Source organism: Ralstonia sp. RL, from assembly GCF_001683835.1.
Taxonomy (GTDB): domain Bacteria; phylum Pseudomonadota; class Gammaproteobacteria; order Burkholderiales; family Burkholderiaceae; genus Ralstonia; species Ralstonia mannitolilytica.
Map to the genome: position 1 here is coordinate 1 of NZ_LWRX01000044.1, position 15,492 is coordinate 15,492.

The 15,492-nt window shown below is 60.2% G+C and carries 22 protein-coding genes, 1 tRNA gene and 2 pseudogenes; 15 read left to right on the forward strand and 10 right to left on the reverse strand.

Translation table 11 applies throughout. The features are described from left to right. The first annotated feature begins 119 nt into the window (after positions 1-119). From A6M56_RS04705 to A6M56_RS04740, 8 genes are all read left to right on the forward strand, one after another. The gene (locus tag A6M56_RS04705; RefSeq protein ID WP_102079714.1) at positions 120-497 is read left to right on the forward strand and encodes a hypothetical protein; all 378 of its coding nucleotides are present in this window, start codon (positions 120-122) and stop codon (positions 495-497) included. 88 nt (positions 498-585) lie between these two features. Next, entirely contained in the window at positions 586-843 is a 258-nt protein-coding gene (locus A6M56_RS04710; RefSeq protein ID WP_102079715.1) for a T6SS immunity protein Tdi1 domain-containing protein, read from the forward strand. Positions 844-851: 8 nt separating this feature from the next. After that, positions 852-1,376 (forward strand): DUF2199 domain-containing protein, encoded by a 525-nt coding sequence (locus tag A6M56_RS04715; RefSeq protein WP_102079716.1) that lies wholly within the window; start codon positions 852-854, stop codon positions 1,374-1,376. Continuing rightward, the gene (locus tag A6M56_RS04720) at positions 1,373-1,735 is read left to right on the forward strand and encodes a DUF2750 domain-containing protein (protein ID WP_102079717.1); all 363 of its coding nucleotides are present in this window, start codon (positions 1,373-1,375) and stop codon (positions 1,733-1,735) included. The genes A6M56_RS04715 and A6M56_RS04720 overlap by 4 nt, the downstream gene beginning before the upstream one ends. Before the next feature lie 34 nt (positions 1,736-1,769). After that, a complete protein-coding gene (locus A6M56_RS04725) occupies positions 1,770-2,258 on the forward strand; it encodes a hypothetical protein (RefSeq protein ID WP_102079718.1) in 489 nt (162 codons plus the stop codon). A gap of 160 nt (positions 2,259-2,418) precedes the next feature. Then, entirely contained in the window at positions 2,419-2,682 is a 264-nt protein-coding gene (locus A6M56_RS04730) for a hypothetical protein (RefSeq protein ID WP_145997188.1), read from the forward strand. 116 nt (positions 2,683-2,798) lie between these two features. Then, complete coding sequence (locus A6M56_RS04735; RefSeq protein WP_219622885.1) at positions 2,799-3,377, forward strand: hypothetical protein; 579 nt, start codon at positions 2,799-2,801, stop codon at positions 3,375-3,377. Positions 3,378-3,393: 16 nt separating this feature from the next. Further along, positions 3,394-4,005, forward strand: coding sequence for a hypothetical protein (locus A6M56_RS04740; RefSeq protein ID WP_145997189.1), 612 nt, complete (start codon positions 3,394-3,396; stop codon positions 4,003-4,005). A 52-nt stretch (positions 4,006-4,057) separates the two neighbouring features. Here A6M56_RS04740 and A6M56_RS04745 read toward each other — a convergent pair whose 3' ends face one another. Both A6M56_RS04745 and A6M56_RS04750 read right to left on the reverse strand, forming a co-directional pair. Then, a complete protein-coding gene (locus A6M56_RS04745) occupies positions 4,058-4,459 on the reverse strand; it encodes a type II toxin-antitoxin system HicB family antitoxin (RefSeq protein WP_102079721.1) in 402 nt (133 codons plus the stop codon). Between the two features lie 60 nt (positions 4,460-4,519). Then, positions 4,520-4,702 carry a type II toxin-antitoxin system HicA family toxin gene (locus tag A6M56_RS04750; RefSeq protein ID WP_102079722.1) on the reverse strand — a complete coding sequence of 61 codons (183 nt, stop codon included), beginning with the start codon at positions 4,700-4,702 and terminating at the stop codon, positions 4,520-4,522. A gap of 215 nt (positions 4,703-4,917) precedes the next feature. Here A6M56_RS04750 and A6M56_RS04755 point away from each other — a divergent pair, with 215 nt between their 5' ends. The 3 genes from A6M56_RS04755 (at position 4,918) to A6M56_RS04765 (ending at position 6,687) form a co-directional block, all read left to right on the forward strand. Further along, complete coding sequence (locus A6M56_RS04755; RefSeq protein WP_102079723.1) at positions 4,918-5,184, forward strand: CPCC family cysteine-rich protein; 267 nt, start codon at positions 4,918-4,920, stop codon at positions 5,182-5,184. A gap of 71 nt (positions 5,185-5,255) precedes the next feature. Continuing rightward, positions 5,256-5,696: a DUF4279 domain-containing protein gene (locus A6M56_RS04760; RefSeq protein ID WP_102079724.1), complete on the forward strand. Its 441-nt coding sequence runs from the start codon at positions 5,256-5,258 to the stop codon at positions 5,694-5,696. A 202-nt stretch (positions 5,697-5,898) separates the two neighbouring features. Beyond that, positions 5,899-6,687, forward strand: a complete 789-nt coding sequence (locus tag A6M56_RS04765) for a hypothetical protein (RefSeq protein WP_102080251.1) — start codon at positions 5,899-5,901, stop codon at positions 6,685-6,687. A gap of 134 nt (positions 6,688-6,821) precedes the next feature. On the opposite strand, the gene A6M56_RS04770 is transcribed toward A6M56_RS04765, so the two are convergent. From A6M56_RS04770 to A6M56_RS04795, 6 genes are all read right to left on the reverse strand, one after another. Beyond that, positions 6,822-7,400 (reverse strand): cysteine hydrolase family protein, encoded by a 579-nt coding sequence (locus A6M56_RS04770; RefSeq protein WP_102079725.1) that lies wholly within the window; start codon positions 7,398-7,400, stop codon positions 6,822-6,824. A gap of 123 nt (positions 7,401-7,523) precedes the next feature. Beyond that, positions 7,524-7,961: a gamma-glutamylcyclotransferase family protein gene (locus A6M56_RS04775; protein ID WP_102079726.1), complete on the reverse strand. Its 438-nt coding sequence runs from the start codon at positions 7,959-7,961 to the stop codon at positions 7,524-7,526. A 115-nt stretch (positions 7,962-8,076) separates the two neighbouring features. Next, positions 8,077-9,012 carry an SOS response-associated peptidase family protein gene (locus A6M56_RS04780; RefSeq protein ID WP_102079727.1) on the reverse strand — a complete coding sequence of 312 codons (936 nt, stop codon included), beginning with the start codon at positions 9,010-9,012 and terminating at the stop codon, positions 8,077-8,079. Between the two features lie 48 nt (positions 9,013-9,060). Beyond that, positions 9,061-9,354, reverse strand: coding sequence for a hypothetical protein (locus A6M56_RS04785; RefSeq protein ID WP_102079728.1), 294 nt, complete (start codon positions 9,352-9,354; stop codon positions 9,061-9,063). 10 nt (positions 9,355-9,364) lie between these two features. Beyond that, entirely contained in the window at positions 9,365-9,706 is a 342-nt protein-coding gene (locus A6M56_RS04790; RefSeq protein WP_102079729.1) for a hypothetical protein, read from the reverse strand. A 231-nt stretch (positions 9,707-9,937) separates the two neighbouring features. Then, positions 9,938-11,020: a site-specific integrase gene (locus A6M56_RS04795; RefSeq protein ID WP_102079730.1), complete on the reverse strand. Its 1,083-nt coding sequence runs from the start codon at positions 11,018-11,020 to the stop codon at positions 9,938-9,940. A gap of 139 nt (positions 11,021-11,159) precedes the next feature. Between A6M56_RS04795 and dusA the strand changes: the two genes are divergently transcribed. Continuing rightward, positions 11,160-12,179, forward strand: a complete 1,020-nt coding sequence (gene dusA / locus A6M56_RS04800) for a tRNA dihydrouridine(20/20a) synthase DusA (RefSeq protein WP_102079731.1) — start codon at positions 11,160-11,162, stop codon at positions 12,177-12,179. A gap of 86 nt (positions 12,180-12,265) precedes the next feature. Further along, positions 12,266-12,341 (forward strand) — tRNA-His (locus A6M56_RS04805). Between the two features lie 393 nt (positions 12,342-12,734). Here A6M56_RS04805 and A6M56_RS04810 read toward each other — a convergent pair. Continuing rightward, positions 12,735-12,992 (reverse strand): annotated as a pseudogene (locus tag A6M56_RS04810) (4-hydroxylaminobenzoate lyase); the annotation flags it as partial. Between A6M56_RS04810 and A6M56_RS04815 the strand changes: the two are divergent. Beyond that, positions 12,990-13,094, forward strand: a pseudogene (locus A6M56_RS04815) (SDR family oxidoreductase); the annotation flags it as partial. The pseudogenes A6M56_RS04810 and A6M56_RS04815 overlap by 3 nt on opposite strands. A gap of 140 nt (positions 13,095-13,234) precedes the next feature. Here A6M56_RS04815 and A6M56_RS04820 read toward each other — a convergent pair. Further along, positions 13,235-13,627: a nuclear transport factor 2 family protein gene (locus A6M56_RS04820; protein ID WP_102079733.1), complete on the reverse strand. Its 393-nt coding sequence runs from the start codon at positions 13,625-13,627 to the stop codon at positions 13,235-13,237. Positions 13,628-13,761: 134 nt separating this feature from the next. Between A6M56_RS04820 and A6M56_RS04825 the strand changes: the two genes are divergently transcribed. Continuing rightward, positions 13,762-15,492 carry a dipeptidase gene (locus A6M56_RS04825; RefSeq protein ID WP_062739655.1) on the forward strand — a complete coding sequence of 577 codons (1,731 nt, stop codon included), beginning with the start codon at positions 13,762-13,764 and terminating at the stop codon, positions 15,490-15,492.

Genomic DNA, 15,492 nt, shown 5'->3' on the forward strand with positions numbered 1-15,492 from the left:
GGTAGGAGGGTGCAATGTGTGGGTGTAACGGGGCAGCCTGTCTTGGTTGCTGTGAGCGGGTATCCTGTGACGGGGGCTTCACTGCCGTTGACACGAGAAATCGATTCGTGAGGTCGAGAATGATCGAGAACAGGACTAAGCCACTGAATCGGGGATTGCTACTTCAAGAACTGGAATTCGTGATCGCCAAACTAGCGGAAGCTGGGGTTGGCGAGGTTGAGCTTAGCTTTGGGTGGGATTGCAATCTTGACATCGACGACATGTGGCAAGAGCAGTCCGTAAGGGTGGATGCGCTTCTTGAGAGCGTCATCCAAGCAGAACAGTCCGGAATTGTTGAAGTCGGCCGGGGCGACATCTTCGTCAAATCTCACGACTTTGAACTTACGTTGTGCCATGAGGCGGACGCCCATGTTGGAGGCACAGGCGACCTAGTGCGTGAGACTATTGTCCGATGGCAGCAGCTGGGCTACGAACCCTATGAGGTCGCTGCGGGCTGATCCAATATACGGTGGGTTAAGGGCGAATGCCCCTCAGTTGAGCTGAGGGTAACTATACTTTGTTGCGGCAGATCAGGGGACATATGAGGTGCTGGCCGCCGATAGTAAGTTTTTGGTGGACTGGCAGATAAGTGCCTTGGTGGACCAAGCAGCGCAACGGTTTGGTCCGCTAGCGTCGGGGCGGAAGTATTGTCTCAAAATCCCGGGAGTGCTCGGCGGTGAGTACGGTGGCGATAACCTCGGAACAATCTCGATGGAGGAGCTCATACGCTTCTCTGGCGACATAGCTCAGCAGATTGCCAGTCTCCCGGACGGTACGCCGATCAAGCTTTCGATTGTTGACTGATACCCGCTATGACCTTCGCCTTTGAATGCGCCACGTGCGGAAACACGCACGAAGGCATGCCCAGCTTTGTCGCGGCTGCTCCGGTGAGCTACTACGAAATTCCAGCAGTGGAAAGAGAAGCGCGTTGCGACATGGGGAGCGACGACTGCGTGATCGATGGAGAGTATTTCTTCGTCCGCGGCTGCATCGAGATCCCGGTCCACGGTCAAGCCGAGCCGTTCTCGTGGGGAGTTTGGGTGTCGCTCAGCCGAACCAGCTTCATTGAGTGGCTGAAGTATTTTGAGGAGCCGTCTCGCTCTCATGTTGGGCCGTTCTTTGGCTGGCTCAATGCATCTTTGAAGCCGTATGCCGACACCATAAATCTGAAGACTCGGGTTCACTTGCGTGACAATGGTATTCGGCCTTACATCGAGCTAGAGCCGACGGACCATCCCTTGGCCGTCGAGCAAAGAAACGGCATTTCCGTTGAAGGGGTGGCAGAGATCTATGCCCTTATGGTTCACGGTGTGCTGCCAGGAACAAGCAAACAATGAGCATCGCCGCGCCTCACGCTCTTGCGTTCTACAGTGAAGTTGCGAAATCGGGCTTGGTGTGGTCCGTCCGGGATAGCAAAGGCTTCCCGGCCCCATTAAACCCCGACGGACATCGAGCCATGCCTTTCTGGTCCAGTGAATCGAGAGCGCTGGCGATAGTGCGAGACGTTCCAGCGTATGCGGACTTCCTGCCCGTTGCTATCTCATGGGCGGAGTTCTGCGAACGTTGGGTGCCGGGCTTGATCCGAGACGGGCTGCTAGCCGGCGTCAATTGGTCTGCGCCCAATGCGATGGGCTTTGACGTCGCTCCCGGGGATCTGCAGTCCAATGTAGAAGCTTTGCGTACGTGGAGCATCTGACGGGTGCCCGGTGCCTGAACAATTTGAGAGGACTATGAATCCGCAGCTCATAACCGTCACGTTCGACGACGTCTCGCAGATCTTGTACCGCCCAGCTTCGCGATACGTCCCCGAAACGACTTCGTTCAACTTCACTGCAAACGGTAAGCATGAATATGCCGTGACCATTTGGGGCAAGGTCGACATCCACAAGGGCATGACCGTCACGGCTCTGCTCAGGGAGCCAGGGAACTGGCAAACGCTAATGGGCTGGGTAGATCATGACAAAGGGGCGATCGCGGGTGTTCGCTCTCCGTTGTTGAGCGTTTGGTATGCGGCTCTTTGTATCTTGCTGATCGCGCTTAACCCGATATATCTGATGCCTCTATTCGGCGTTGGGAAGTGGGACTTTGATGTCGGGCCGTCGATACTATTCTTCGGAGCACTGCTATTAGCGATATTCAATCTTGCACGTGCGTGGAAAGCATGGAAAGCGCTGAGTATGCTGCGCGGGTTCAAGTGTGCGGACGCAGGTGTAAGCTGACCAACTTACTGGTCGATGTACCCATAAGCGTCTGCTTTCGGCCAAGAGCGGTCATCGCAAATGACTCGCACCGCCACCACCCCGGCCCGCGATGCGACCCCACAGCGCCGACGCGTGGTCGCTGGCAACTGCTACGGATCAACCCCTCTGGACACTCAACGTGAGCGCATCTAACTACGACGATCGACTGGCTGAGCTGTACGAGGCGTCGGTCGGTCGGCTGCGAAAAGTTGAGATAGTTGATGCGTCGGCATTTCAGGCGCTGTACGACTACGTGGCGTTGAAGGCCGACTCCATGAGAAGCGAGCATGTCGTCTCGAAGCAAGTCTTGCGTTGCATCCTTGACGCCCGGCAGGCTGTTCTTGAAAGCACCGAGCATGTTGTGGTGGTGGGGGAGCGCAGCGATGGCCGACACCTTGCTTAACCTGCTGGGCGTGATCGCGCGTGGCGAGGCCCCGGGTGATCGCCGCCCGGGGGTGCCGAGGATCGTCTGACTGCACCTGTTATCGGTCGAGATTGCTCATTCAGCGAGGGCGCTTCATGACATCGCGCATTACATCTTCCGCCGTGCCGTCGGCAGCGTCTGATTTTCTTCGGACGTTTATCGGCGCAAGGATTTCACAGCTAGTTCGCTATAGCTGGTGGCCAGCGATGGAGGTCGCCCTCAACTGCAACGTTGAAGACGAACAAGCTTTTTCTCTGACGGCCGGACCGGTGGCGATCCACTTTGAAGACGGTCGAATCCTTGGGATGGCCAGTGATCCGTCTCTCAACTCGGTCATCGTCTGGGACGAACGGCGCCCGGCAGCCGACAGGCTGGGGCCTCCTTTAGATGAGGACAGCGAGCTGTTTCCGATCTTGGCATCGGATGAGCGCTTTTCGACAAAAGAGTGGTCGCGGCTCGCAGGATTGACATTGAGCGCGCTATCAGTCCTGAAGAGGAAAACGATGACCGCCAAGCAGAGCACACGCCCAAGTGAGGTTGGCCTGCGGCTAACGTTGGATGGAGGGCTTAGCCTCATTGCGTCGCATGGGTTGCTCGACGATTCCGATGACTTTCTTGTGCTGCTAGGCTCGGATTTTGTTGCCGCTGAGTTCGACGAAGTTGCACTTGGCTAGACGCCGCAATACCTAAATGACAGTCAAGTCACCGCATATTGAGCGCGCTGTGCGCATCGCAGTTGGTGCGGGAAACGCAGTGCGAGAGATTACGAAGGGGTGGACAAAGGTTCACCAAGTCGTGCATATGCGCGATGTCTTGGTGCCGGCGCTGCGCGATGACATACAGCGCGAGGTGCCCTCGTTGCGCTACTGGTCAACAGAAGGAACTCCGCACAATGCTCCCGAGGAGGGTTTCTTGTGCGACGAATACGGAGTGGGGCTGGTGTTTCCCACGAAGTGGACGCCGGCTCCCGGCCATGAAACCTACACAATGACCGAACCCCGACGCGAGCACCCGAGCAGGAAGCTTCTTCCGCTCGAGAAGCCATATGCAACGGTGAGCCATGACGGGTCGACTGTAAGGGAGTCTGTTGTGGCTGGCCTTACGTCGGGCATCGATTACTGGGTCGATCTTGCCGTTGGATGGATGGAGTGCGGCCTGCCGGTGGACGCCCAGCTCGCAGAACTGCTACTTGAGATCGCTAGACTGCACCATATGCCGCAACCGTTGCGGCACCGCGCGTTTGCGTTGGCAAAACGATGGCAAAAGGGTCAGCGACCGGACTCAGGAGCCGTCAGGACATGAGTCCACATGCTCTTTTCGGAGAGAAAAAAGGGCGACCAACCGGCCGCCCGTCCTACCCATGCGCCATCAGCTCCAAGGCCGCCCGAGCCAGAAGCCCGCTGCGTGTTTCATGTCGTTTCTCGGCAAATCGATCGAGCTTTCTGAGCACGAAGCGGGGGAGTGACACGTTGATGCGCTCCGGGGTGCGGTCAAGCTCCTCGTCGTCGATTTCAACGAATGCCCAGATGGCGCCCGCGTACTCGTCTTGCTTGGTCAGGTCTTCAATGGTCGAGCAGGTTACGTCTACGTCTTCGCCGAGCTCTGCCAATGTCTGCAGATGACCCGCGATGGCCTCCCGCGTGTTGCGGATGGCTTCATCGACGGTATCGCCCCACGAGTGCACGCCGGGAATATCCGGCACCGTGACGCCATAGACGCTCCCCTCGTCTTTGTGAATCGCGATGGGGAATTGCATGACTTTTCTTCCTAGGTTGTTACGCGACCGGTTTTGCACCTCTGCGAAAAACCGCCGGCCTCACTTCAGGCCGGCGGCTTTCTGGATGCTTCGAACTGTTCCGATTGGCAGATCCTTCTTCGGGTGTGGCACCGTCACAAGGCCCCGCTTTTCCGGATGTTTGTAGTGATGATGGCTGCCAGTGGTGCGCACCAACTGCCAGCCGTCATCGAGGAGCATCCGGATTAACTGCCCAGACTGCATGGGGGTCTCCGGTTGTTCTGTGTGTAATTCTACACACGGATGTGGCGGAGGCAAGAGAAAATGTGTAGTTATGTGTGTCGGGGCTGTTTGGGGCACGAGGCGCGGTGGCGGTACGCGGGCGAGCGGCGCGAATGACCCTCAGTTGGACTTAGGGTCATCGTTACCATGCACCCATTGAGTGAGAATCATCGCTTTGCGACGTCTGGCCGACCCCAATGGATCTCGAGTACCAATGCAATTGCTGTGACTACTTCACCGTGGGCGCGAGAGGGGAATGGGAAATCTGTCCTGTGGGCTTTTGGGAAGATGACGGCTTCGGATTGGACGACCTCGACTCGTGGTCGGGTGCAAACCACGGCCTCACCCTGCGGCAAGCGCGGGCCAATTTTGCGCGCATAGGGGCATGCTGTGAGGCGATGCGGTCCAAGGTTCTGCCGGTTGAGGAGCGGGGCCGCTATCGGTATGTGCCTCGTCAGGTTTGATGTAGGCTGCCTTCCAGCAAAGCAGTTGTCACACGGCGTCCGAACCGACATAGGTTGTCAGCACAATTACCATGGCGCATTTGTCCCGTTCTAGAGCAACCTTACGCATCGCCGGGGACGACCTTGACCCGGAAGAGATCAGCCGCCAGCTTGGCGGCAAGCCCACAACTGCGCAGCGCAAAGGCGAGGCAATCGTCGGTCACAACACCGGCCAGGCACGTATTGCCCAGTTTGGTATGTGGAGGCTCCAGGCAGCGCCACGGGAGCCCAAAGACGTTGACAGCCAGATCTCGGAAATTCTCGGGCAGCTCTCCGATGACCTGGAGGTCTGGCGGACTATTGGCCAGCGCTACAAGGTCGACCTGTTCTGTGGCCTATTCATGAAGACCGGTAACGAGGGCTTGTTGCTGTCACCTGGCTCTTTGCTTGCCCTAGCGGTGCGGGAGATCGAAATTGGATTTGACATCTACGGGCCAGACGACGAGGTGCCGCGTAGCGACGCCGATATATAGTGCGCAACTTGCCGACGTGGTGGCTTTGTTCAGTGCGCTGGACGGCTGCTATCGGGCAGTAGCGGCCGTTGATAAGGACCAACCCAGAGTCAATGTCACTGCCGGGTGCGTTCCAGTGCAGTGTGGCGACTCGGAGATCCGGTCCATATACGACCATGGATTCAGCGAGTCCGTTTATCACCTGTTATCAGTCAGGGATGATATGTTCTCAATTTTTAAAAATACCGTACCGCTTCTTATCATCAAAGTTAACGGGGAGACGCTTTGTGCTGTGGTCGAATCGGACATTCCTTGTGAAAAGACCCCAGCAATGCAGATTGGCCCAAATGGAATCATAGAGTTTATTGATGAAAAAGGAGTAACGCACAAACACGAGCTTGGAGAAGCCCGGGGCTGGTATCACTTTTCAATTAGAGTTCATCAAAATCGGGCTTGCCAAGTAGATTGCGTTATAACGGACTCCAAAGACTTTGATTCGGATGCCCTTACCCAGGGAAGAGCATCCGGCATCCGTTTTCAGCCATTCTTTATCTCCGGCGCGATGACCAGAAATGAGGAGTTGCACGGTAAGGGGCTATTCGCACGCGGCCTGCACTTCAATGGTACGATTACCCCCGGTAATGTGGTTCTCTCCTGCGAATGCGATCGATGCAAGAAATCTTTCCAGGTTCGCTCATATCACGCAGGTTTTAGTAATGCGGGATACTTCTATTCGGGTTCCGGGAAATTCACCATTACTGTTAATGATCGTATAGCGGGGTGCCCAGCAGCGCTATCAGAGCCCAACCTGAGCGAACTTGCAGCCCTTGAAGCCGCTCTTCCCTTAGCCCCGGACGGTACAAAATACCGCTATGCAAACCCGTTTCGCTGCCCCCACTGCACTGCACCGTATATTGATTTCGAAGCTAATCCGGGGTCTCGACCAGGTGAGTATTACGGAAATTACTTTGTCGGCGCGGAGTTACTTCGCTATGAGCCTGCGAGGGAATAGCAAGGATGAAGGTCCGCCACCAAACGAGCGGAAGGTTGCCTTCGGCTCGGAAGCTGCCGCTCGCAGCTAAGCAAAATCACTGACCGCAACCGGCCAGAAGCGGTCGTTCCCAATGCGGCGATTGATCGTGACGGTTACGCGTGCTTCACTGTGAGCGGCTTGAACGCAAAATCGACGTCGCCACTCTTGATGACCCCGCCCGACCGGCCGGGCGCCTTTTGGTTGGCCCAGTACAGGTTGGTGTGCCGTATCACAGCATCCGGTGGCGGTGCGCCCCTGCTAGTCAGATCCTCTGTCGTATGCGCATCGCTGACCAACGTCGCGTCATAGCCGCGCACCAAGGCACCATGCAGCGTAGACCGTATGCACATGTCCGTCTGGGCACCGGTCACGATCAGTTTGCCAACGCCTAGGCTCGATAGCACCTGCTCCAGGTTGGTGTCCTCGAAGGCATCGCGATAGCATTTTTCGACAATGATTTCTTCGGGCGCCGGTGTCAGTTCGGCAACGATCTGCCACGCTTCGCTTCCAGCCTTTAGCGATTCATCCGAGTGGCGAACCCAGACGACCGGCACGCGGGCACTACGCGCCCGCATGATGAGCTTGTCGACGGTGGCGAGTATTTCATCGCGTTGATACGCGCCAGCTACGACGTCGTTCTGGAGGTCGATCACCAGAAGCGCTGTGTTGGGACGGTCGGCCAACGTAGTCATGGGCAAATTTCTCTCAAGGAAAACGGCATGTTATGCGTTCTTGGCTATGTCGAAGACACGATCGACTCGGACGGTTTCAAGTGGGATATGCCGCCGCGCATTCATCAGTCCGTCTGCCACGGGTCAGCGAGGCCGATAGAGCGCAGCGTGCTCGAGCTCATAGCTCGGCAGAGGGCCCTTGCGAATCGAGGCTGACACCAGTTGATCGTGCGGTTTGACGTATACAAAAGCGCGGGTGAAATCGTTGGCGCCTTCGCCTTGAGTTGGCGTCACGTCTATCTGCCTGCGTCGATAGCCATCTGCCGCGCTGATCCTCTCCAGCCTGTCCATGTCAGCCAGTGCTTGGCCGTCGACGATGAATAGCTGACCCGTAATGTGTTGACCTTGGCCGGGAGTGTCGATCATCCACGGAGAGTGGCGATCTCCAACCAAGTACAAGGGGTACCTTTGCACCGTTCGATACTCTCCCGGAATGCGCTGGCCCCGATTTGTCGCGAAGTTGGGGAATCCCTCCTTCAAAGTCCCAAATACGAAAACGATGGACTTATCGGACTCGCTCATCTCTCACTCCCTCCGCATTTCGAGCAACGTTTATCTGTGAACGATTGTAGCCGCCGGGTTTCGCGCGGGGTGCGCCCGGAGCCTCCCCGGGCCCGGCTTCAGGTCAAAACAAACGTCAAGTCGCAAGCCGGTGTGCGTAATACGGCCGCAGCTTGTCCTCAAGAATCGCGTCTGCCGCATCGAGGTCGCGCGGCTCAGGGTTCAACCACGCATCAATGTTCTCGGGCTTGATCGGCACCGGACAGCGGTCGTGCCCAGCCTCCGCAATCTCAGGCGGCGGATCGTCGGTGATGATGGCGAACGACAGCAGATCCTTCTCGCCGGGCTTGGTCGCGCGCCAGTGTGACCACACGCAGGCGACGAGCAGCGTCTGCGGCGGGTCGGGGCGGAATTCGACGATGGCGTTCGTGCCGTCTGGCTGGGCAACGTATTCATAGAACGCGTCGACCAGGATCAGGCCGTGCGTGTGGCCGTATTGGCCTTTCCAGAAGCCGCGCAGGTTGTCGCGGCGGGCGTTGTAGGTGCCGGGGTACTGTTCGTCGTAGAACGCCGGTTTGCCGGCGGGACGGCACTGGTAGCGCATCGGCTTGACGACGCGCCGGCCGTTCTCCATGACCATCACGGGCGCGTACCAGCCGGGGTAGATGCGCGAGTCGCGCGGCTTGAGCTCTGTGCTCTTGAGTTCTTCGAGCTTGCCCTTGGCCGCCGCGATCTTGTTGGTGGCGATGCGGACGTCTTCGGCGGCCTTCTTGGTGGCCTTGGCGGCGAGGGATTGCTGAGCCTTCTCCAGCCGTTCGGTTTGCTTGGCCAGCTCCTGCAGCAGCGCGATCTCGTCTGCGGCCATGCGCGCGCGGATGACCTCGGCAATTTTCTTTTCCTCGTCGGTCTCGGGCGATTCGAGGAAATGCGCAGTCATCGCCCTCGGCACGCGCATCTTCGGGTTGGCGAAGTATTCGACCACCATGCGCGTGAAGTCCTCGAGCGACATGATGGCGCCGTACTCTTTCACGAAGCGGCGGTAGTCGGCCTCAATTTGTGCGGAGTAGCACATGGGTGCGCGCCCGGGGGATTGCGTGTCTCATGGTACCCCGTTGGCGGCTTAATCGTGTCGTTTGAAGGTGCCTTTCCCGTTCACCTTGTCGACCATTTCGGGTAGCCAGCGCTCTTTCTCAAGCGCTCGGCGCAGGCCGAACAGGGCCTCGCCTCGTGGGTTGTCGGGGTAGACGAAGTAGTGTTCCGACTCCACCCGCCAGGCGTTGTAGGCGACGACGTGGAGAGCGCGGATCTCCCACAGAAGCCGGGTGATGATCTTGTTATCGCGGTGTTCCTCGGCCAACTGGTGCAGCTCGCCAAGCGTGAGCGCGGGGAAGCGCTCGCGGACAGGATTCGACATGGGCGCCCCGTCACCATTTGCTGCGGCGGCGTTGCGCGCGCTCTATGTGGGGCGCCACGTCTTCAGCGGCCGCTCCGGCCCGTGCTGCTTCTTTCTCCGCCAGCTCTTCCTGGAACCATGTTTCGGCGGCGAGCTCGCGGCGAAGCGCGGCGACTGCGATGCCAAATTCCGTTGTGCCGCCCGAGGGCCCGGCCGCCTCCGCCACCTGGTGCACGCGGCGGACGAGGTTGCGCAGCGCGCAGACTTCCATGAGCAATCGGCGGACGACGGGATCGTCGCCGTAGCGGTCACCGATGATGGCGAGCTGCGCACGGGTGAGCGCGGGATATTCGATGCGGAGGGGGTAGGGCATGGCACGAGTACTGTATGTTTATACAGTATCGTAGGCCGGATGCTGCGCGTCAACGTAGACAATGCAGACGTGCGGTAAGAGCCTCTCCGTGGGGTGCGAGTATGCGCGGCAACCCCTCGGACGGAGCTTCGACGACGCCATCGAGCACTCGAGGGTTTTGCTTCCAGTAGGACGCCTTGTTGGCCCGAAGGACGTCTATAGCGTGGAGGGCTTAGGGTAGCCGTTCAACCGTCAGGCGCTAGTGCGAATGGGTGCCACAACCTCGAGCCATGGCCACGCGTCGAAGCGGTCTCCGACGTGCCGGAGATGAGCGTAGCGTTTTAGGCTTGCCCAACTCCGGTGCCCGGTCACCGCCGCAACGTGCGGGATGCTCCAGCCCATCTCGAAAAGCCGGCTCGCTCCCTCGTGCCGGAGATCATGGAAATGCAGGTCTTCGATCCCAAGCACTTTGCCGGCGCGGGTGAATGCAGCGGAGATGGAGTCTGTTGAGTAGGGAAAGATCCGGTCTGCTGTCCGGGGCTGGGCGAGGATGATGCGCAGGGCTTCGGGCGGAAGATCGCACCAGTTGTCGTTCCCGATTTTTTCTCCGGGATGCTTCATGTCTCGCACCAATATGCGGCTGCCGGCCTCATCGAGGTCTTTCCATTGAATCCGGACGATTTCGTCCTGCCGGCGCGTCGAGAAGATGGCAAACGCGATGATCGCCTGCATGGGGTTCGAAGCTGGGCGCCGACGGCGAATCTCGCCGAAGTGCTCCATATATTGAGCCAGCTCTTCAAGAGTGGGGCGCCGCTCTCGCTTCGCTGATTTGCCAGTGACGCCAAGGCGCTTCAGCACGATCCGCGCGTCCGCGAGCTGCTGCGCGTCCAGAGGATAGTTCCAGGCGGGCCGAGCTACTGCAACGACGGCGCTCAGGTGAGACATGTAGTTCTCGACGGTCTGCGGCAGCACGCCCAAGCTTTGGCCGAAGGCCACATAGTCTGGGCTACCGATCTGGCTGCACCGTTTGCCGCCTAGTGACGATGCCTTGATGGCCTCAAGAACCTGCTCCTTGGTCCGGCCGATCTCGCGTTTGGATTCGAGCATGTACCGGGAGATGACCTCGGAAAGGAGCGGGTCTTCTGCCTTGGCGCTTTCCAGGGCTCCGGGCTGGTTGAGCTCCTTCTCCCGCTTGGCAAGCCAGGCGCGGGCGGCCGGCGCCCGGTCGAACGTCTTTGCCTCTGTATACACGACCGATCCGCCTTGCTTGCGGCGAATCTGGGCCGTGTACCCTATACTCCCGTCCCTGCGTTTTCGCTCGGTGATAGTGCCCATCTTGCCTCGGTGCTACACGTCAAAATTCGGTGCAACACCGTAGCACTGGCCCCGAAAAAAGAGCGGAAATGAGCACAAATTTCACAAAATCGACCGAGCAGAAATAGGGTGTAAGCGATTGACTTCAAAGAACTTTCCAATGAAATCAACGCCTAGGCGGTTGAGTGTGGCGCCGATGATGGATTGGACCGATCGCCATTGCCGCTATTTCCACCGCCAGATCTCAAAGCACACCTGGCTCTATACGGAAATGGTGACCACCGGCGCGCTGCTCCACGGTGATGTGCCGCGCCACCTCGATTTCGACGAGGCGGAGCACCCCGTGGCGCTGCAGCTCGGCGGCAGCGAGCCAGACGACCTCGCTCAGGCCGCCCGCCTCGGCCAGCAGTGGGGCTACAAGGAGATCAACCTCAACTGCGGATGCCCGTCCGAGCGGGTGCAGCGCGGCGCGTTCGGTGCGTGCCTGATGGCCGAGCCCAAGCTCGTTGCCGAGGGCGTGAAGGCGATGCGCGATGCGGTGTCGATACCGGTCACGGTCAAGCACCGCATCGGCATCGATGCGATCGAGACGTACGACTTCGTGCGCGACTTCGTCGGCACGGTCGCCGAAGCCGGCTGCGAGACCTTCATCGTCCACGCGCGCAATGCCATCCTCAAGGGACTGAGCCCGAAGGAGAACCGCGAGATCCCGCCGCTGCGCTACGAGGTCGTCTACCAGCTCAAGCGCGACTTCCCGCACCTGGAAATCCTGCTCAACGGCGGCGTGCAGACGCTGGAGCAGATCGACGCGCATCTCGCGCAGGTCGACGGCGTGATGATCGGCCGCGAGGCGTATCACCATCCGTACCTCATGGCCGCGTTCGATGCGCGCTACTACGGTGCCGATACCGAAGCGCTCACGCGCGCCGATGTCGAAGACGCCATGATTGCCTACGTCGGCCGCTGGGTGCAGCGGGGTGGCTATGCCGGCGCAGCGGTGCGGCACATGCTCGGCCTGTACCGCGGTGTGGCCGGTGCGCGCGGCTGGCGGCGCGTGCTGTCGGATGCCAAGGCGCTCGGCCGCGTGAAGACGCTGGCCGATGCCCATGCGCTGTTCGATGAGGCGCGCAGCCATCTGCGGCGCGGGGCGGAGTCCGGCGAAGAGGCGGTTGCCGCATAAATTGCGCCACCCCCTAGTCACGCCTGGAGAATGTTTGTATAATCGCGTTTTTCGCCGGTCAGTCAGTTCTGGCGGATTAGACGACGGTGGCTGTAGCTCAGTTGGTAGAGTCCCAGATTGTGATTCTGGTCGTCGTGGGTTCGAGTCCCATCAGCCACCCCACCGAATTTCCTGAAGAAACAGCGCCTTATACAAGGCGCTGTTTTTCTTTATGGGCCGCGAACCCGTGAAATATTTCCGCCATGGGAATAGAGCATCGGCGAGCCTCCTGATTGTCCCCTTCCTGTTGTGGTCGCCGAAGCGATTCCGGAATAGCCGGTGCGACAGGGTCATCTCGCAGTTCCGGCGCGAGCGCCAGCCAGCCGTTGTCGATACCGTCGTGAAAGTGCGAGCGTGGAGGCCCGAAAGGGCTGGTGCTTGTGTCCAGCCGCGAGCGAGGGCGACCGGAAAGCGGATAGGTCCCGAGCCACTGTAGAGCGGCCTCCGGCCACGACGCGCGACGTCTGGCACATGCTACGCCCGCGTCGGTGTTTGACTCAGCCAACCGGCGGTTTGCACGACGAGATTGAACTCGCCATAAGGATGCGAGTGGTAGTCACCCCGGAACGCGCCTTCCGGGTTGCCCTGCGTGTTGCCGGTGCTGTTCATCAGCACGGCGGTCACGCTGAAGAAGAGGGTTTCCTCACCGGGCGAAACGAGCCTTGCGCGGCGATATTTCGGGCCGGCTATTTCAACGTTGGCCGCCCAGCCTTCTTCCACGCCCAGCTTGATGGGGCGCGCAAGGTTCTTGTACAACGGGCTGTCGACGCCGTGGTCGCGGCCGTGGCATTTCTTTTGTCAGAGGATGCCGGCTTTATCGCTCGCCAGACGTTGTTCGTTGACGGTGGCGCGTCGGTGGGCAAGGCGGCATTCTGATCGATCGACTGCGGGCCACTTCAAGGCTTGGGGCGGCCACGCGTCGTACGGCAACTGGTGTGAAAGTTTCGACGCCACAGTCGGTTGAACTCTGCCGGTGATGCACCGAAAAAAAGCCCGCGTTTGCGTGCCGCGTGCCTCTAGACGTCGGCGACCACCGTGCCCTGGTGGTAGACCGCCTTCCATCCATCCTGCGTACGCCGCCACAGCGTCGCCCGCCGTGTGGTGCGGTTCGACTGCACCAGCGTGTACGTCAGCAAGTAGTTGTCCGGCGCAATCTCCTGGCAGCGGAAATCGCGCGTCTGCCAGAAGTCCTCACCGATGTGCCCGTGCCGGGCATCGAGCACGCCTAGCACATAGCTGCGGCTGTAGCGTTGCCCAGAGGCACCGACCTCCCAGAAGTCTTCGGTCGTCATGCGCTCGAAATCTTCGCGACGCGTACCGAACTCCGGGCGGTGGAAGATGGGCTCGCGCCGCCGCAGGTCTTCGAGCACGTGGCGCAGCTCGGGGGCGGTATCCAGAGACGGTTCCATGCAGGCCTCCTGGGAAAGCGTCAAGCATAACGATAACGCGCGCGGGCCCCGGCCGGTGTTTTTCGCGCTGCACAATGCATGCCGTGCGCTTCGCCCCTATGATGGCGCCTTCGCCTTTTCCAGAAACCGTTTCGATGCAACGTCCTGCCCGTATTGGCCTGTCTGCCCTGACCATCGCGCTGTCCCTCACGTTCGGCGCCGGGGCCTTGGCCGCCACGCTTCAGAAGCCGCAACTCGATGCGTTGCTCGCCGCCCAGCAATCCAAGGCGTCGGCCGACCTGAACAGCTTCCTCGCCGCGGCCGCCAAGGCTGATCCGCAAGTGGCGGGCAGCGTGGCCGCGTACCAGAAGAAGGCGCCGCTCTCTGGCGACGACCTCGTCAACATCGGCCGGCTTCTCGGCCTTTACAACCGCCTGCACAACCAGCAGGCGGTGATCGGCACGATCGAGAAGATGGTCGCCCTGCCGACGGTGCGCGACGACAAGATCCCGCAGCACGAGAACCCTGCCATCGTCGCATTCGGCAAGCTGGTCGAAGGCATGGCGCAGGACTTCGGCCTGAAGTATCGCAACGTCGACAACCGCGTGTTCGAGGTGACGCTGCCCGGCACGGGCTCCGACGAATTCGGCATCCTCACGCACGCCGACGTCGTGCCCGCCAAGGCGGAGGAGTGGGTGCTCGGCGACGGCACCAAGCTTGACCCGTTCAAGGTCACGCGTGTCGGCAACCTGCTGTACGGCCGCGGCACGATTGACGACAAGGGTTCGATTGCCGCCGCGCTCTATGCCATGAAGACCGTCAAGGACAGCGGCGTACCGCTGGCCCGCACCATTCGCCTGATGATCGAAACCACCGAGGAAACCGGCGGCGACGGCATGAAGTACTACCGTGAGCGCACGCAACTGCCCGCGTACAACATCGTCCTCGACAGCAAGTACCCGGCCGTGGTGGCTGAAAAGGGCTCGGGCGCGTTGAAGGTCGGGTTCCCCGCGCAGGCCGGAGATGCCTCGCGCACGGCCATCGTTTCGATGTCGGGCGCAGCGTCGGCCAACTCCGTTCCGCAGACGGCCACCGCCACGCTCAAGGGCGGCGATCTCGGTGCGATCGTCGCGGCGCTAGAAGCCAAGCGCGACGCGTTCGTCAGCGGCCTGGCCGCCCAGGGCAAGTTCTCCATCGACATCACGCGCAATGCGGATGCCGTTGTGGTGAAGGTCACCGGAGCGTCGGCTCACGGCTCGCGTCCGGAAGAGGGCGTCAACCCGCTGCCGCGCCTGGCGTTGTTCCTCAATTCGGCCGATCTCGGCCTGGCCGACAACGCGTACGCCCACGCGGTGCGCTACATCATCGATCTCTACGGGACCGATTACCTCGGCAGCACCATGGGCGTGGCCTACAAGGACGACTTCATGGGCCCGCTCACCATCTCGCCCAACGTGATCGGCGACAAGAACGGCCGCGTTGAGGTCGTCGCCAACGTACGCATGCCGCGCGGCAAGACGCCCGATGCGCTACGCGGCGAGATTGCCGGCAAGATCAACGCCTGGGCCAGTGCCAACCACATCGCGCTTGAAATCACGCACGACCAGGGCAACTGGATGGCGCGCGACCCGAAGGGCGCATGGCTGGCGACGCTGCTCAACATCTATGGCGACACCACCGGCCTCGACGCCAAGCCCGTGCCGACGGCGGGCAGCACCACCGCCAAGCTGATGCCGAATGCCATCAACTTCGGTCCGGCCATGCCGGGCAAGAAGTACACCGCGCACAACGCCAACGAGTACAAGGAAGTGCCGGACCTGGACCTCGACATGCAGATGTTTACCGAGATGCTCGTGCGTATCGGCAACCTGCAGTCGATGCAGTAA

What these genes read in the sequence shown, in the direction of transcription:
- A6M56_RS04725 (WP_102079718.1), top strand. Translation starts at nt 1,770, where the DNA reads ATGAATCCGCAGCTCATAACCGTCACGTTCGACGACGTCTCGCAGATC.
- A6M56_RS04705 (WP_102079714.1), top strand. Translation starts at nt 120, where the DNA reads ATGATCGAGAACAGGACTAAGCCACTGAATCGGGGATTGCTACTTCAA.
- A6M56_RS04750 (WP_102079722.1), bottom strand. Translation starts at nt 4,702, where the DNA reads ATGCAGTCTGGGCAGTTAATCCGGATGCTCCTCGATGACGGCTGGCAG.
- A6M56_RS04780 (WP_102079727.1), bottom strand. Translation starts at nt 9,012, where the DNA reads ATGTGCTACTCCGCACAAATTGAGGCCGACTACCGCCGCTTCGTGAAA.
- A6M56_RS04825 (WP_062739655.1), top strand. Translation starts at nt 13,762, where the DNA reads ATGCAACGTCCTGCCCGTATTGGCCTGTCTGCCCTGACCATCGCGCTG.
- A6M56_RS04820 (WP_102079733.1), bottom strand. Translation starts at nt 13,627, where the DNA reads ATGGAACCGTCTCTGGATACCGCCCCCGAGCTGCGCCACGTGCTCGAA.
- A6M56_RS04765 (WP_102080251.1), top strand. Translation starts at nt 5,899, where the DNA reads ATGTTCTCAATTTTTAAAAATACCGTACCGCTTCTTATCATCAAAGTT.
- A6M56_RS04740 (WP_145997189.1), top strand. Translation starts at nt 3,394, where the DNA reads ATGACAGTCAAGTCACCGCATATTGAGCGCGCTGTGCGCATCGCAGTT.
- dusA (WP_102079731.1), top strand. Translation starts at nt 11,160, where the DNA reads ATGAAATCAACGCCTAGGCGGTTGAGTGTGGCGCCGATGATGGATTGG.
- A6M56_RS04760 (WP_102079724.1), top strand. Translation starts at nt 5,256, where the DNA reads ATGGCGCATTTGTCCCGTTCTAGAGCAACCTTACGCATCGCCGGGGAC.
- A6M56_RS04785 (WP_102079728.1), bottom strand. Translation starts at nt 9,354, where the DNA reads ATGTCGAATCCTGTCCGCGAGCGCTTCCCCGCGCTCACGCTTGGCGAG.
- A6M56_RS04795 (WP_102079730.1), bottom strand. Translation starts at nt 11,020, where the DNA reads ATGGGCACTATCACCGAGCGAAAACGCAGGGACGGGAGTATAGGGTAC.
- A6M56_RS04775 (WP_102079726.1), bottom strand. Translation starts at nt 7,961, where the DNA reads ATGAGCGAGTCCGATAAGTCCATCGTTTTCGTATTTGGGACTTTGAAG.
- A6M56_RS04770 (WP_102079725.1), bottom strand. Translation starts at nt 7,400, where the DNA reads ATGACTACGTTGGCCGACCGTCCCAACACAGCGCTTCTGGTGATCGAC.
- A6M56_RS04735 (WP_219622885.1), top strand. Translation starts at nt 2,799, where the DNA reads ATGACATCGCGCATTACATCTTCCGCCGTGCCGTCGGCAGCGTCTGAT.
- A6M56_RS04720 (WP_102079717.1), top strand. Translation starts at nt 1,373, where the DNA reads ATGAGCATCGCCGCGCCTCACGCTCTTGCGTTCTACAGTGAAGTTGCG.
- A6M56_RS04790 (WP_102079729.1), bottom strand. Translation starts at nt 9,706, where the DNA reads ATGCCCTACCCCCTCCGCATCGAATATCCCGCGCTCACCCGTGCGCAG.
- A6M56_RS04755 (WP_102079723.1), top strand. Translation starts at nt 4,918, where the DNA reads ATGGATCTCGAGTACCAATGCAATTGCTGTGACTACTTCACCGTGGGC.
- A6M56_RS04745 (WP_102079721.1), bottom strand. Translation starts at nt 4,459, where the DNA reads ATGCAATTCCCCATCGCGATTCACAAAGACGAGGGGAGCGTCTATGGC.
- A6M56_RS04715 (WP_102079716.1), top strand. Translation starts at nt 852, where the DNA reads ATGACCTTCGCCTTTGAATGCGCCACGTGCGGAAACACGCACGAAGGC.